Below are 15,614 nucleotides of genomic sequence, written 5' to 3' on the forward strand. Positions count from 1 at the left end.
TTAATTTCAAGACTGAAGAATGTGAGGGTTAGTAGAGGGTTAGAAGAGAGATTTTGCATTCAATTGTCGCTTTATGTAGGTGCGCTGCCATTTATGAAAATTTAGATTTCTATGATGGCTTCAACTTCTACTGGAACATCCATAGGAAGAGAGGTAACACCAATAGCAGATCGGGCATGTTTCCCAGCTTCACCAAGGATATTGACGAGTAAATCAGAAGCTCCATTAGCGACAAGAGGAATATCGGTAAAATGAGGAGCTACAGCGACAAAAACGGTGATTTTTACTACGCGTTTTATTCTATTTAAATCACCAAGAGCTGCCTTGATTTGTGCGAGAATATTGAGTGCACAGATTTCAGCTGCCTTTTTTGCTTGTTCGGCACTAACAGTTGCACCAACTTTCCCGATTGCTATGGGCTTTCCGTAAGAAAAAGGCAATTGTCCAGAAATAAAAAGCTGGTTGCTGCTTTGTAAGGCTGTTACATAATTAGCAATAGGTTGCATTGCTTCGGGGAGAGCGATTCCTAATTTTTTTAAATGGATTTCAATCGCATTGGTCATAATTTAAACTCCATAGCTATTCTATTGTACATTGCATAGACTATTTTTCGATTTAAGGAAATGTGTGATTAATCGAGAAGAGAACCTTTTTTACCTTATTGTATGGTGTTATGCGACGGGGATAGAATGGAAAGTTGGGAATGATCAGATCGTTATTTATGATAATTTTATATGTTGTTTTTTTAGACACGGCGAAAGCTGAGGAATCAATTTTTATTGCACCTCATCGGGCTATCTATGATTTTCAACTCGATAGTGTTTCTCATGAAATGACAATTTCGGGGATGTCAGGGCGAATGGTTTACGAGCTCACAGGTTCAGAATGTCAGGGCTATACTACACGTTTTCGTTTTGTCAATCGTATTCATACTGAAGATATGCCGGTGCGTTTAACTGATCAACAGACGACGAGTTATGAAACGGGTGACAGCCGTACATTTCATTTTAGTGTTACAGACCAAGTTGGACAAGAGGTTGCACATCGTGCCGAAGGAGTAGCAGAGCGTATTCAAAATGGAGTTATAGTTAAACTAAAAAAGCCAAAGGAAAAAGAATACAAGCTCGCAATGGCTGAGTTTCCAATTATGCAATTAAAGAACATCATCCGCCATGCAAAAGCAGGAGATCATTTCTACCATACCACTGTATTTGACGGAACAGATAAAGCAGACAAAGTGATAAAAGAAAGTGTATTCATTGGCGAGACGAAGATACAACTATCTGGTGCTGAAACGAAAAAAATAGGAGAATTAGATGAGGAGCAATATTGGCCCATTACGATTTCTTATTTTGATGATATAGAAAAAAAAGATGGTTTGCCAGTCTATCGTACCAGTTTCTTCTTATATGAAAATGGTGTTATGCGTGATCTGTATATAGATTATGGGACTTTTGCAGTGCGTGCAAAATTGAACAGTCTTGAATTTCTTGAGGCTGGAAAAGATATTAATCAATGTAAACATTAAATGATTGCAGAAAATAACTTGAAAAAGAATTAAATATTAGTATGGTAGCGTTATTCCACACGCGGAATTTGGGTGTTTGCAAAAAAATCTTGCAAATGTCCGCCGGTAGTAGGTTTCCCTGCTTTTTCCGCGGAGGTTGAACCGGAAAGGATAAGTTATGGCACTACCAGATTTTACTATGCACCAGCTTTTAGAAGCGGGTGTGCATTTTGGACACCAGACACATCGCTGGAATCCCAAAATGGCTCCCTACATTTACGGAGAGCGTAATAATATCCATATTATTGACCTTGCTCAGACCGTCCCTCTTTTACACCAAGCGCTTAAACTTGTTTCAGATACGGTTGCGCGTGGTGGCCGCATTCTCTTTGTTGGTACTAAACGGCAGGCATCTGACATTATTGCTGATGCGGCAAATCGTTCGGCGCAATATTATGTCAATGCGCGCTGGCTTGGCGGCATGCTCACGAACTGGAAAACAATTTCCCATTCGATACACCGTTTGCGTAAGCTAGACAAAATTCTTGTTGCTGAAGCACAAGGTTTTACCAAAAAGGAACGTTTAAATCTTGAACGTGATCGTGAAAAGCTTAATCGCGCTCTTGGTGGCATTAAGGATATGGGATCTGTTCCAGATCTTATATTCATTATCGATACAAATAAAGAAAATATTGCTATTCAAGAAGCAAAACGTTTAGGTATTCCGGTTATTGCTATTATTGATACCAACTGTGATCCTGATAATGTTACTCATCCGATACCAGGTAATGATGATGCGTCACGTGCAATTTCTCTTTATTGTGATCTTTTTGCTCGTGCAGCTCTTGATGGTATTGCGCGCCAACAAGGCGCAATGGGTGTCGATTTAGGAGCTCAAGTTGATGCACCTATAGAACCTATTTTGGAAAATGCGATTCCAGTTTCTGAGTAATATTAAAAATGCCCGTTAGGGTAATTGTTTTCTAAAGAAAAGGTTATAGGCGTGCACAGGAATTTTTTTTGCACGCTTTTACCGTTACAGAATAAAGAGGCAAATATGAGCGTTACTGCTGCACAAGTAAAAGAACTTCGAGAATTGTCAGGTGCTGGTATGATGGACTGTAAAGCAGCACTGGCGGATACCAATGGTGATATGGAAGCCGCTATTGATTGGCTTCGTAAAAAAGGGATCGCCAAAGCAGATAAAAAGGCTGGTCGTACGGCGGCTGAGGGATTAATCGGAACTGTATCAAATGGTTCAAGCGCGGTCTTAGTTGAAATTAATTCTGAAACAGATTTTGTGGCGCGCAACGAACTATTCCAAGACATTGTACGCAATGTAGCAACAGCTGCTTTGGGTACGCAAGGGGGGGTTGAATCTGTTTCGGCATCTCTTTACCCTGGTTCTGAGAAGACAGTTGAGGTAACAATTAAAGATGCGATTGGTACCATTGGCGAAAATATGACATTTAGGCGTTCCGCTAAACTTTCTGTTGAGAATGGTGTCGTTGCTACTTATATACACAATAGTGTGGCTGAGGGGCTTGGCAAACTTGGTGTTTTGGTTGCTGTTGAAACTGCAGGAAATAAGGAGGCGGCTGCTACTTTTGGTCGGCAGGTTGCCATGCATATTGCTGCAACAAATCCGTTAGCGCTAACAGCGGAAGATGTTGATGCCGGTGCTATTGAGCGTGAAAAAGCGATTTTTTCAGATCAAGCACGTCAGTCTGGAAAACCTGAAAATATCATTGAAAAAATGGTAGAGGGACGCATGCGCAAGTTTTATGAAGAAGTTGTTTTACTATCTCAGGCTTTCGTTATAAATCCTGATATTACCGTTGAGACAGCTTTAAGGGATGCTGAAAAATCGATTGGGGCGCCGGCAAAAATTACAGGTTTTATTCGTTTTGCATTGGGTGAAGGTGTGGAAAAAGAAGAATCTGATTTTGCAGCAGAGGTTGCGGCTGCTGCAAAAGGGTAGCTCTTTGTAAGCTGTTGATTAAGAGATTTTAAATCGTATCGTTGATTATAAAATCACTAAAGAGCAAAGAGTATGATTATCGAGAGGGCGTCACGTGGAAAAGTGGTGCCCTTAGTAGTGTCAAAAGCAAAAAGTAAAAGTGCTTTTGGAGAGAGGTTATCAATGGCATTAGCGTTTCAGTATAAACGTATCCTTTTAAAGGTTTCTGGTGAAGCCCTTATGGGGGAACAGAGCTTTGGGATTGATGTTTCCGTTGCAGACCGTGTCGCTGCTGATATTGCTGAAGTGCGGGCGATGGGTATAGAAGTTGCTATTGTTATAGGTGGAGGCAATATTTTTCGCGGAGTTGCTGTTGCTTCACATGGTGGCGATCGTGTAACAGGTGATCATATGGGAATGCTTGCAACTGCTATTAATTCTTTAGCGTTGCGAACATCATTGGTAAAATTAGGGGTTGAAACAGTTGTATTATCTGCAATTGCTATGCCACAAATTTGTGAGAGTTTTTCACAGCGTAAAGCTATAAATTATATGAATCAAGAAAAAGTCGTTATTTTTGCGGGTGGTACTGGTAATCCATTTTTCACTACTGATTCTGCTGCTACTTTGCGTGCGGCAGAAATTGGTGCGGATGTTCTCCTGAAGGGAACACAAGTAGATGGTATTTATTCTGCAGATCCTAAAATAGACCCTACGGCTAAGCGTTTTGATCGATTAACACACGTGGATATTTTACAATTGGGGCTTTCTGTTATGGATACAACTGCCGTCACTTTAGCACGCGAGAACAATGTGCCGATCATTGTATATTCTATTCATGAAAAAGGTGGTTTAGCGAAGGTATTGAATGGAACTGGACGGTTTACAATAGTGTCGGAATGAAGATAATCTTCAAGGCGTAATTAAAGGAGACAGAAATATGAGTATTACATCGATTATGGATGATCTGAAACGTCGCATGGATGGAGCTATTTCGGCTTTTAAACATGAATTAGGTGGTTTGCGGACTGGGCGAGCATCAGCCAGTTTATTGGAGCCGTTGACAGTTGAGGCTTATGGTTCTGTTGTCCATATAAATCAGGTTGCAAATATTTCTGTTCCAGAACCGCGGATGCTTTCAGTCTCTGTGTGGGATAAAACGATGGTCGGAGCTGTGGAGCGTGCTATTCGCGATTCTGGTCTTGGTTTAAATCCCATCACGGACGGTATGAATTTGCGTATTCCTTTGCCTGAATTAAATGAAGAGCGCCGTAAAGAACTCGTAAAAATTGCACATCATTATGCAGAGTTAGCTCGTGTCGCTGCTCGCCATGTCCGTCGGGATGGCATGGATAATTTAAAAAAATTAGAGAAAGAAGGTGAAATTGGTCAAGATGAAGCTCATGGTTTGTCAGATAAAGTTCAAAAACTTACGGATGCAACCATTGCTGATATTGATAAAATTTTAGCTGTGAAAGAATCTGAAATTATGCATGTTTAAGGCGATTTTGTCGCTAGAAAAAATGTTAATATCTGTGTCCTATAACATCTTTTTAGGGATGAGAGTGCGAAACGCTCTGTGCTGTTGATAGAAGACCATGAGATGGAAATAGACATATTTCGTTATGATTGTACAATACAAAGTAAGACTGGTTTGAAGAGACAGGCGTTTTTTAAAGATCTATATCTATGCGTCGAATTGAGGCTATCTGCTGGAAAAAGTTACCTAACAGGACAATAAAAGACCTTTGTTTAACATATTTTTGTTAAATTACATGATAAAAATTTTTTCGTTGTTGGAGGTTGTTTAAATCTGCCATGATAAATGTTGGAGAAAAAATGTTACATAAAGAATAACGCTTTAACTTTACCATTGCTTTCTATTATAAGAAATGCAGTGGGATAGGTCAAGCCGCTGCGATTTTGCGTAATTTTTTTCAGATAATTTATATTTTGATAAAAAATGCTTTTATAATGAGAAGGGATATTAAATTGAGATTTCGTAATTCACGGAGGGAGTAAACAGCAGCTTTCTGATTTTTTAATCTCTATGGAGTGTTAGGAAATATATTTTAGGATTAATCTTAATACTTAGAATTTTGACGCTGTTTACACGGATTTTTAGTCTTATAAGCGTCATCTTGGTGTATCAGATCATATACAATGGATTGTATGAAAAGTTTGCAAAAGTATGAGCATAAAGACTACGTAGAAAAGTTTTTTGCTTGTGTCAGTTTTTGAGTTTGTATTTTCTATTTTTACTGTTTGGATGTTGTTTTGTCTAATCTTATTTCTCGTACTCTGACAGCCATTGTTTTTGGTATTATTGCTTTGAGTTTGACATGGCTTGGAGGAACTATCTTTTTTTTGTTTGCATGGCTCATTGGTGGTTTTATTCTTTATGAATGGATTCGTATCACTAAAGAGAAATGGCATGTTTCACAAAAAATATTGGCAAGTATTTTTTATTTGGTTTTTGGTTCTTTTTTGCTAACGGGTGCACCTGCTTCTTTGATTCTTTGTGTTTTGGTAGTTTTAGCAGCAATGTTAGCTATTGGATCTGTGAAAAAGGGTAGTTGGGTTTTTTCAGGCTTTTTATATGCCTCTTTTCCGGTTGTGGCTTTATGCTTTTTACGAGGCTATGAAATGTTAGGATTCCAAGTTGTTATTTTCTTATTTACGATAGTGTGGGGAACAGATATTGCTGGATATTTCAGCGGACGTGCGTTTGGTGGTCCTAAATTAGCGCCACAATTTTCCCCTAATAAAACATGGGCAGGGGCGATTGGTGGTACCTTTGTTGGAGTTTCTGGCGGTATATTGGTTGCTTATCGATTTTTTGACGTCAGTGTAGTAGGCTTTTTTGTGCCATTACTTTCCCTCATTTTATCGATTGTTTCACAATTGAGTGATTTGGGGCAATCATGGCTAAAAAGGAAATTTTCTGTTAAAGATTCTAGTTCTTTATTGCCTGGGCATGGAGGATTTATGGATCGTATGGATGGGTTGGTAGGGGCTGCTTTTCTCCTCTATTTAATTGGTTCATTTATGTCTGATATGGATACACCTTTTAATCTTTTTCGCATGGTTTAATCGGGAGAAGATATCTTGGATTTTTTGAATCATATAATTGACGTAGGCAATTTGCTTTTGAGAAGTTTTGGCGTTCTTTTCGTCATTATGATTATCATTTTTGTGCACGAAGCCGGGCATTATCTTGTTGGGCAGTGGTGCGGTATTAAGGCATCGGTTTTTTCGCTTGGATTTGGACCACAAATATTTGGTTACACAGATAAGCGTGGCACACAGTGGCGTTTAGCGCTTATTCCTTTGGGAGGATATGTAAAGTTTAGTGAGAATGAAGAGGAAACGGGTCTGCCATCATCTCAATCATTTCCGATAGTTTACAGTTCATTTGCGAATGCGCATGCTTGGAAAAAAGCAGCAACTGTTTTTGCTGGTCCCTTATTCAATGCGATTTTTACTGTTGTTATTTTAACATTTTTTTTCTTTTTTTACGGTCGTGTAGCCATTGAACCTGTTGTTGGGTCTTTGGTAAAAGATAGCCCTGCTATTCAGTCTGGTTTAGAATTGGGTGATCGTTTTGTTGAAATGGCTGGGCATCGGGTTGAAAGTTTTGAAGATCTGATGAATTATATGACTTTACATGGTAAAGATCCTATAGAGTTTAAAATAGAGCGCATGGGGCAGGTATTTACGACGGTGATCACGCCAAAAGTGATTGAACGGGATGATGGATTTGGTAATCGGATTCAAAGCGGCATGATAGGCGTAGGAGTTCCTATTGATCGAGATAATCCAGCGCGTTTAGATCCAGCTTATGTGAAACATATTAACTACGGCTTTGTAAGAGCAGTGAAGGAAGCATCGGCACGTACTGCATCTATTGTTACCCAAACAATTTTTTTTGTGAGTCGTTTAATAGGAGGAAAAGAAGATCGCTGTCGGCTAAGTGGTCCCTCTAAGACGGTTAAGATTGCTTGGAAAGTAAGTGAAACAGGTTTTATCTCTTTATTGAATTTTGCAGCTTTTCTTTCTGTAAGTATTGGGTTTATTAATCTTTTTCCACTTCCGCCACTTGATGGTGGGCATTTGTTATTTCACGTTATTGAAGTTTTTACTGGAAGGTCAATATCTGCTAAAATTCGGAAGTTTTTTTTTCGCTTAGGTTTTTTGGTTATTCTCTTCTTTATGATTTTTGCGTTCTTTAATGATTATTTTTGTTGGTTTAGCTAATAAATGATGGAAAACATTTTATAAATTGGGTAATAATAGGGAAAGTAAATTAAAGGTCGTTTACCATGTTCGCAAAATATTGTGGCATCGTGGACTGTAATAAGTAATTAAGGGGTGAAGAGTTTCGCTGTGAAAAAAGAGTTATTATGGCGGTTAGCTTTTTGAGGCATCATGTCCAGGGAAGTAAGAGTAAGGTAAAAAAAGCCAATGACTATGAGTTCAAAATTTTTAAATGCAGCATCTGTGTTGATGTTGAGGATGGGGTTGATTGCTCCAGCAGCAATCTTTATGTCAACTGCGATGATTGGAGAAGTGCAAGCATCTGTGGTTCATTCTATTGATGTTCGCGGGAATAAGTTTGTAAGCGCTCAAGCAGTTCGAGACAATCTGGGTATTAAAGCTGGACAGAATTTTTCCAGTGGTGACGTCGATGCTGCAGTGAAGCAGCTTTTTGGATTGGGCTTGTTTTATGATGTGAAAATAAATCGAGTTAACGATAGGTTGGTTGTATTCGTCAAGGAATATGAAGTAGTCAATCAGGTGTTGTTTCAGGGAAATAAGTCTCTTAAAGATCATGATCTTAAGCGATTTATTTCTTTAAAACCGAATGAGCCTTTTAACTCTGGTAAGCTCTCGGCGGATGTTAATACGATTCGTGAAGCTTATAAGACTGTTGGTCGTAATAACGTTGCTGTTACAGTTCAGACCATTAATCTAGGAAAAGGGCGTGTAAATGTGGTGTTTAATGTTGTTGAAGGCCGAAAAACAAAAATTGGTGATATCATCTTTAAGGGGAATCATGCTTTTGCAAGCCGCCGGTTGCGTGATGTGATTTCAACAAAGTCTTCGGGAATATTCTCGATGTTATTGGGGGGTGATGTTTATAGTGAGGAGCGTTTAGCTGCTGATGAAGAAGTTTTACGCCGCTTTTATTATAATCGCGGTTATGCAGATTTTCGTGTTGTTTCCTCTAAAGCAACTTTTGATGAAGCAAGTAATACGTACAAAATTTATTTTGTTCTTGATGAGGGGGTACGCTATAGAATTGGTGACATTCAGGTCGAAAGTGATGTTGATGGGATTGACGTTCAATCTGTAAAAGGGGTTCTTAAAACTCGACCAGGTGACGTTTACAGTGCAGAGAGCATTGAACAGTCTGTTGCAATTATTAATAATAAGGTTGCTGATTCGGGATATGCTTTTGCTAAAGTTGAGCCACGGGGAAATCGTGATTTGGCAAATCATACAATTTCAATTTTATATAACATTGAACAAGGGCCACGGGCTTATATTCAGCGTATCGAGGTACGCGGCAATGAGAAGACACGTGATTATGTTATTCGCCGTGAGATTGATTTAAATGAAGGGGATGCTTACAATCAGACTTTAGTGCAACGAGCAAAACGTCGCCTAGAAAGTCTAGGCTTTTTCAAAGCTGTTAACATTTCAATGGTCCCAACGGATCAGTCTGATCAGGTTACCTTAGTTATAGATGTTGTTGAAGCTCCCACAGGGGATCTTTCTTTGTCTGGAGGATATACAACGGGTGGTACAAGCCCTGGTATGTCACTCGAGGTGTCTGTTACCGAACGTAATCTTGGAGGACGTGGTCAATATGTTCGTTTAGGATTAGGTGCTGGGCAAGAAAAATCTCGTAATTACAATCTGTCATTTGTTGATCCTTATTTTTTAGGTTATCGTTTGTCTGCTGGTGTTGATATTTTTCGCAGTGTGTATCGTGCTGATAAAGCATATGATGTACGGCAGACAGGTGGGTCGCTTCGGTTCGCGTTGCCTATTAATGATCGATTATCGGCTAATTTAGCTTATTCTTATGTGCAAGAAGAATATGATTTTGGTAAAGAGTATGATTTAAGCACAGAGACTAACATAAAAGAGTTATATGGGAAATATTCTGGTGCAATTGTTCAAGCGGCAAAGCACAGCCCTTGGAAGCGTTCATCAATTAGCTATGGTTTGACTTATAATACGATTGACGATATGAAAAACCCACATGATGGGTGGTATGTACGTCTTCTTCAGGAATATGCGGGGCTTGGCGGAAGTGCAAAGTTCTTGAAGACAACTGGTAAAGCGATGATGTATAAGACGATTTCTGAACAAATGGATATTGTTGGTTTGCTTTCCTTTGGGGGGGGATATATCCATGGAATGGGCCAAGATGGTGTTCGTATCTTCGATATGTTTAAAGTAAATACTGATATGATCCGAGGGTTCAAATACAATGGAATAGGTCCTCGTCAGATTTCTAATAAAGGTGAAGTTTATTTCTTGGGTGGAACGACATATATGAATGCGACTGCTGAAGTGCAATTTCCTATACCTGTTGTACCTGAAGGGTTAGGATTGCGTGGCGCTTTATTTGCGGATGTTGCAACACTTTATGGGAATAATTATCAGCCTGTTTTTCAGGGTGAAACGCCTGTTACACATACTAAAAGTGATTGGCGTTCGTCTGCTGGCTTAAGTTTGATATGGGATTCACCATTTGGTCCGCTGCGTTTTGATTATGCTTGGCCAATAAAAAAACAGGAAGGTGACCGATTGCAGAAATTAAATTTTGGTATTTCTACGAAGTTCTGATTTGAATTTTCTTTAGAAGAAAAAAATTGAAGAGAATGGATTAGGCTGGGAGAGAAATTATTTTGATGGCGGATATATTTTTTTTTACGCCGTCCCGGCGATTGACGGTTGCTAATGTTGCAGAGTTGACAGGTGCTAAACTTCTTAATCCAGAGTTTTCTGATGCGGTTATAAACACTCTTTCTTCACTTGAGAGTGCTGTGGAAGGTTCTCTTGTGTTTGTGGAGCATAGAAAATTTTCCGATGCGCTTTTAGGGAGCTCTGCTGTTGCTGTTTTTTGCACGAATGAAATTGTCTTCAAAGTTCCTGAGTCCATGGCGATTTTGGTAACATCCACACCACAGCGTGATTTTGCTCGGATTGGTCGCATCTTATTTCCTGATTCTGTCGAGCCAATGCCTTGGTTTGGAAAGAGAGAAATCTCACCGCATGCGCATATTCATCCAACCGCTAAATTTGCGCACGATGTATGTATCGAAGCAGGAGCTGTTATTGGTCGAAATGTTGAGATTGGTGCAGGAACTCTTATTTCCTCCACTGCTGTAATTGGCGAAAATTGTCGTATTGGGCGTAACTGTTATATTGCTCCCAAGGTAACAGTTCAGTATTCTTTAATAGGTGATAGAGTTCAAATTTACCCTGGCGTTTGCATTGGGCAAGATGGTTTTGGTTATGTTTGTAGTGTTTCCGGGATTGAAAAAATCCCGCAACTTGGTCGTGTTATTATCGAAGATGGTGTAGAAATTGGTGCGAACACAACGATTGATCGCGGAACATTTGAAGACACCGTTATTGGTGAAGGAAGCAAGATCGATAATCTCGTCCAGATTGCGCACAATGTAAAGATTGGTCGCAATTGCCTTATTGCTGCGCAATGCGGAGTTGCTGGAAGTACATCAATAGGTGATATGTCTCAACTTGGAGGTAGCGTCGGAGTAGCAGATCATATCGTAATAGGTAAATGTGTTCAGATTGCTGCTGGTAGTGGTGTTATGAATGATATTCCGGATGGGGAAAAATGGGGTGGGAGTCCAGCACGACCATTTAAGCAGTGGTTCCGTGAAGTGGCGGCGTTGCGCAGTATTGGCAAAATTAAAAAGGAGAAACGCTAATATGATCAACACTGAGGAAATTAAAAGCTTAGAGGCTGTAGATATTGAAAAATTGCTGTCAATATTACCACATCGTTATCCGTTTTTATTAATTGATCGCATAATTGAAATTGATGGTGAGCAAGAAGCTATTGGTATTAAAAATATAACGATTAATGAGCCACATTTTACGGGACATTTTCCCGCAAAACCCGTTATGCCTGGGGTATTGATTTTAGAGGCTATGGCACAAACAGCAGGGGCAATTTCACTTTTAAGATTAGGGAATAAGCAAACCAATTTAGTTTATCTTATGACTGTTGATCATGCGAAATTTCGCAAACCGGTTGTACCTGGTGATCAGTTAAAAATTCATGTTCAGCTTTTAAAAAAGAGGTCTGGTATGCGGCGTTTTTCGTGTGTTGCAAAAGTAGAGAATGTCCGCGTCGCTGAAGCGGAAATTGCTGCGATGATTATCGAAGAAGAGTAAACGATATTGATGGGAATTTAAAAATGTCCGGTACGAAAATCCACCCAACTGCTCTTGTGGAGAGGGGAGCGCAGCTTGGTGAGAATGTACAAGTTGGACCATTTTGTCATATTAGTTCAGAGGCTGTTATTGATGATGGATGCAGTTTGATGAGTCATGTTGTGATAATGGGGAAAACAACGTTAGGAGCCAATAGTAAAGTATTTTCACATGCAATTTTGGGGGGAGATCCACAAAATAATAAACATAAGGGGGGGCATACAACTCTTTCTATTGGTAAAAACTGTACGATTCGTGAAGGCGTAACAATGCATAGAGGCTCCGATTCGAGTGTGGGAATGACGGTTGTTGGTGATAATTGCCAATTTTTTTGTTATGCTCATATCGCCCACGATTGCCATGTAGGCAATCATGTAACATTTGCAAATAATGCGATGATTGCTGGTCATGTTATCGTTGATGATTATGTTATTATTGGCGGTGGTGCTGCTGTGCATCAATTTGTTCGAGTTGGGCATCATGCATTTATTGGCGGTGTATCGGCATTGGTTGGTGATCTCATTCCCTATGGAACAGCTGTTGGGGTACAGGCAAAACTTGCTGGATTAAATATTATTGGTATGAAGCGAGCGGGACTTGAGCGTAAAGATATTCATGCATTACGCCATGCGGTTGCCATGCTTTTTGATCACAGTAAGCCATTTAAAGAGCGTGTAAGTGATGTTTCTTCTTTCTATTCCACTTCGCAGCCTGTTCTGGACATAGTTAATTTTATTAAGGAAGAAGGAAAACGTTTTTATTGTACGCCAAAATTTGAAGGTGATAGACTAAAAGAAAATAAGGATTAAAAATGTCTGTCTCTGGTGCCAGAAGTTTTCTTTCCGGTCGTACTGCTATTATAGCAGGCAATGGTGTTCTACCGATTAGCGTTGCTCAGGCTCTTGAGAAAGATGGACAGAACCCTTTTCTCGTACTGTTGCGTGATGAGGCAGACGCTGTACTTTATCGTTATGAGCATTGTGAGTTATCAATTGTAGAATTAGCACGCCTTATTAAAATCTTAAAAGCAGCTTCTGTTTGTAATATCGTTTTAGCGGGTGGTGTAAAAAAGCGACCGCTTTTTACGCAATTGCGTCCTGATTTAACAACCTTTTTAGCTTTACCTAAATTACTGTGGGCTTTAAAAAAGGGGGATGATGCGTTATTGAAAGTTTTTATACGGATTATTGAAGCGTATGGTTTTCGTGTTGTTGGTGCTCACGAGATAGTAGCAGATCTTTTAGCTCCAATGAAATTTGATTTAACAGTGCGGCGTGCTACGCGAAAAGAGAAAAAAAATATTTTCTTAGCAGCAGAAGTAGCAAAGCTTTTAGGTCAATTAGATATTGGGCAAGCAGTTGTGGCTATCAATGGGAGAGTTGTTGCGGTTGAAGGAGCAGAGGGAACTGATAATATGCTGTGGCGGGTTTGTGAAATGAGAGAAAGAGGGCAGGTTCCACCTAAAGGTGGTGTTCTTGTTAAATGTGCAAAACCACAACAAGACCATCGTGTTGATTTGCCATCAATTGGACCTACGACGATGATGAATTCTGCAAAGAGTGGACTATCTGGTGTTGCTTTAGAAGCGAATAGAAGTTTGATCTTGTCTGTAAAAGAAACAGTAAAAGAAGCTAATGAACATTCACTTTTTATAGAAACATTTGAAGAGTTTAATCATGAATGATTATTCCTTTAAAATTGCTATTGTCGCAGGGGAGGAATCTGGTGATTTGCTTGGAGCAGATTTGATTTCTTGTTTATCACAACAAACAGGGTGCAATATTCATTTGATTGGTGTTGGTGGAAGCCATTTAAAGGCGTTAGGTTTAAAAAGCATTTTTGATATTAATGATATCGCTTTAATAGGTTTAGGTGCAGTGTTAAAAAAACTGCCTTCATTGCTGATGCATATTCGTAATTTGTCTAAATTCATCGCACAAGAACAACCCGATTGTCTCATCATTATTGATAGCCCTGATTTTACCCATCGTGTTGCAAAAAAGGTACGTGTTTTAGCGCCTTCTATTCCTATCATTAAATATGCTGCACCAACTGTTTGGGCATGGCGTTCAGAGCGCGCTAAAGCTATGCGCAAATTTATTGACCATGTTTTAGCAGTTTTTCCTTTTGAAGAAAAAATTATGCAAGATTTGGGTGGTCCTCCCACTACTTATGTCGGACATCGTCTTTTAACTTATCCTCCGCTTTTGGCTGTTCAATCAAAAAAAGAACAGCCGTGTATTAAACAAGCATTATGCCCCACGTTGGTTATTTTACCAGGATCACGCAAGTTAGAAATTCGTTCTTTAATGCCTATTTTTAGAGAAGCAGTAGAAATTCTTGCACAACGTATTTCTTATTTACGTATTATTTTACCAACCTTGCCACATTTAGTAGATGAAATTCGTGATTTTGTTCAGGGCTGGAACAGCAAAGTAGAGATTGTCGTTGGTGAGGATGCAAAATGGCATGCTTTCACTAATGCAGATGTGGCACTTGCAGCATCTGGAACGGTATCACTTGAATTAGCATTAGCTAAAATTCCAATGGTTCTTTGCTATAAACTTGATCGTTTTTCTAAATTCTTTATTTTTCCTAAAATAATGTTATGGAGTGCAGCGCTTCCCAATATTATTTCTGATAAGCCTATTGTCCCGGAATATTTTGATGAATTTCTACGCCCAGGCATGTTAGCAAGGCAGATAGAACAACTTTTGTATAATCCTTTAATACGACAGGCACAGCTCGACGCTTTTGAGATGATGGAACAGAGAATGAAAATTGAAATACCATCGGGAGTTTTGGGTGCGCAAACAATTATGACTTTTCTGAAGAGCAGTGCTAAAATTGTATCCACAAAACAACCTTTATGATTAATGTTTGATTTTAGAAAGAAAATCATAAACACGTTGGTTTTTAGGATTGGTAAAAAATTCATCAGATGCTGTATCTTCAATAATCTTTCCGTTTTCTAGAAAGAGTATTCTTTCTGAGACTTCACGTGCAAAACCCATTTCATGGGTAACACAGAGCATCGTTATACCTGTATCCGCTAATTGAACCATAACTTCTAAAACCTCTCCAACACTTTCTGGATCAAGAGCTGACGTAGGTTCATCAAACAGCATCACTTCTGGCTTCATACAAAGTGCACGGGCGATTGCAACACGCTGTTGTTGCCCTCCAGAGAGTTGTAAAGGGTATTTATTACAGTGTTGTTCAATTCCAACATCAGTAAGATAACGAATTGCCCGTTCTTTTGCTTGTTTTTTGGAAAGTCCTTGGACTGTTATAGGTGCTAAAATGCAATTTTGCATAACAGTCATATGAGGAAATAAATTAAAGTTCTGAAAAACCATTCCTATTTTACGAAGAACGTTTTTCTGCTGGTATAGAGGAGCAGTATGAATATCAACATTGTGAATGTGGATTGAACCTTTTTGTGCTTTTTCTAATTGATTAATACAACGAATCAAAGTCGATTTACCTGAACCGGAAGGGCCACAAATAACAATTCGTTCTCCAGCTTTAACTTCGAAGCTAATATCATAGAGTACTTGAAAATCTCTATACCATTTATTTAAATTCCGAATAGAAATCACGGAATTTTTGGAGGTATCGGCAGATTTATTATTTTCCAAACTCATCTTGTTGTATTCTTTCATT

15 protein-coding genes are annotated in these 15,614 nt (G+C 39.1%); 13 read left to right on the forward strand and 2 right to left on the reverse strand.

Annotated elements, in window-relative coordinates; genetic code table 11:
• Positions 1-101 precede the first annotated feature (101 nt).
• Positions 102-563, reverse strand: a complete 462-nt coding sequence (locus V4P57_RS02875; protein WP_455466679.1) for a RidA family protein — start codon at positions 561-563, stop codon at positions 102-104.
• 140 nt (positions 564-703) lie between these two features.
• Between V4P57_RS02875 and V4P57_RS02880 the strand changes: the two genes are divergently transcribed.
• The 13 genes from V4P57_RS02880 (at position 704) to lpxB (ending at position 14,821) form a co-directional block, all read left to right on the forward strand.
• Complete coding sequence (locus V4P57_RS02880; protein WP_455466680.1) at positions 704-1,528, forward strand: cell envelope integrity EipB family protein; 825 nt, start codon at positions 704-706, stop codon at positions 1,526-1,528.
• 157 nt (positions 1,529-1,685) lie between these two features.
• Positions 1,686-2,459 carry a 30S ribosomal protein S2 gene (rpsB, locus tag V4P57_RS02885; protein WP_455466681.1) on the forward strand — a complete coding sequence of 258 codons (774 nt, stop codon included), beginning with the start codon at positions 1,686-1,688 and terminating at the stop codon, positions 2,457-2,459.
• 105 nt (positions 2,460-2,564) lie between these two features.
• Positions 2,565-3,488 carry a translation elongation factor Ts gene (gene tsf, locus V4P57_RS02890; protein WP_455466682.1) on the forward strand — a complete coding sequence of 308 codons (924 nt, stop codon included), beginning with the start codon at positions 2,565-2,567 and terminating at the stop codon, positions 3,486-3,488.
• 162 nt (positions 3,489-3,650) lie between these two features.
• Positions 3,651-4,370 carry a UMP kinase gene (pyrH, locus tag V4P57_RS02895; RefSeq protein WP_455466957.1) on the forward strand — a complete coding sequence of 240 codons (720 nt, stop codon included), beginning with the start codon at positions 3,651-3,653 and terminating at the stop codon, positions 4,368-4,370.
• A 37-nt stretch (positions 4,371-4,407) separates the two neighbouring features.
• Positions 4,408-4,968, forward strand: coding sequence for a ribosome recycling factor (gene frr / locus V4P57_RS02900; protein WP_455466683.1), 561 nt, complete (start codon positions 4,408-4,410; stop codon positions 4,966-4,968).
• A gap of 776 nt (positions 4,969-5,744) precedes the next feature.
• Complete coding sequence (locus V4P57_RS02905; RefSeq protein ID WP_455466684.1) at positions 5,745-6,560, forward strand: phosphatidate cytidylyltransferase; 816 nt, start codon at positions 5,745-5,747, stop codon at positions 6,558-6,560.
• Between the two features lie 15 nt (positions 6,561-6,575).
• Positions 6,576-7,724 carry a M50 family metallopeptidase gene (locus V4P57_RS02910; RefSeq protein ID WP_455466685.1) on the forward strand — a complete coding sequence of 383 codons (1,149 nt, stop codon included), beginning with the start codon at positions 6,576-6,578 and terminating at the stop codon, positions 7,722-7,724.
• Positions 7,725-7,931: 207 nt separating this feature from the next.
• A complete protein-coding gene (gene bamA, locus V4P57_RS02915) occupies positions 7,932-10,328 on the forward strand; it encodes an outer membrane protein assembly factor BamA (protein WP_455466686.1) in 2,397 nt (798 codons plus the stop codon).
• A 65-nt stretch (positions 10,329-10,393) separates the two neighbouring features.
• A complete protein-coding gene (lpxD, locus tag V4P57_RS02920; protein ID WP_455466687.1) occupies positions 10,394-11,440 on the forward strand; it encodes a UDP-3-O-(3-hydroxymyristoyl)glucosamine N-acyltransferase in 1,047 nt (348 codons plus the stop codon).
• A 1-nt stretch (position 11,441) separates the two neighbouring features.
• Positions 11,442-11,909, forward strand: coding sequence for a 3-hydroxyacyl-ACP dehydratase FabZ (fabZ, locus tag V4P57_RS02925; protein WP_455466688.1), 468 nt, complete (start codon positions 11,442-11,444; stop codon positions 11,907-11,909).
• 23 nt (positions 11,910-11,932) lie between these two features.
• Positions 11,933-12,757 (forward strand): acyl-ACP--UDP-N-acetylglucosamine O-acyltransferase, encoded by an 825-nt coding sequence (gene lpxA, locus V4P57_RS02930; protein WP_455466689.1) that lies wholly within the window; start codon positions 11,933-11,935, stop codon positions 12,755-12,757.
• A gap of 2 nt (positions 12,758-12,759) precedes the next feature.
• Positions 12,760-13,632 (forward strand): LpxI family protein, encoded by an 873-nt coding sequence (locus tag V4P57_RS02935; RefSeq protein WP_455466690.1) that lies wholly within the window; start codon positions 12,760-12,762, stop codon positions 13,630-13,632.
• Positions 13,625-14,821, forward strand: coding sequence for a lipid-A-disaccharide synthase (gene lpxB / locus V4P57_RS02940; RefSeq protein ID WP_455466691.1), 1,197 nt, complete (start codon positions 13,625-13,627; stop codon positions 14,819-14,821). Before V4P57_RS02935 ends, lpxB begins: the two co-directional genes overlap by 8 nt.
• Here lpxB and V4P57_RS02945 read toward each other — a convergent pair whose 3' ends face one another.
• Positions 14,822-15,595 carry an amino acid ABC transporter ATP-binding protein gene (locus tag V4P57_RS02945; RefSeq protein ID WP_455466692.1) on the reverse strand — a complete coding sequence of 258 codons (774 nt, stop codon included), beginning with the start codon at positions 15,593-15,595 and terminating at the stop codon, positions 14,822-14,824.
• Positions 15,596-15,614: the final 19 nt, after the last annotated feature.

Source organism: Bartonella sp. B39 (assembly GCF_053795145.1).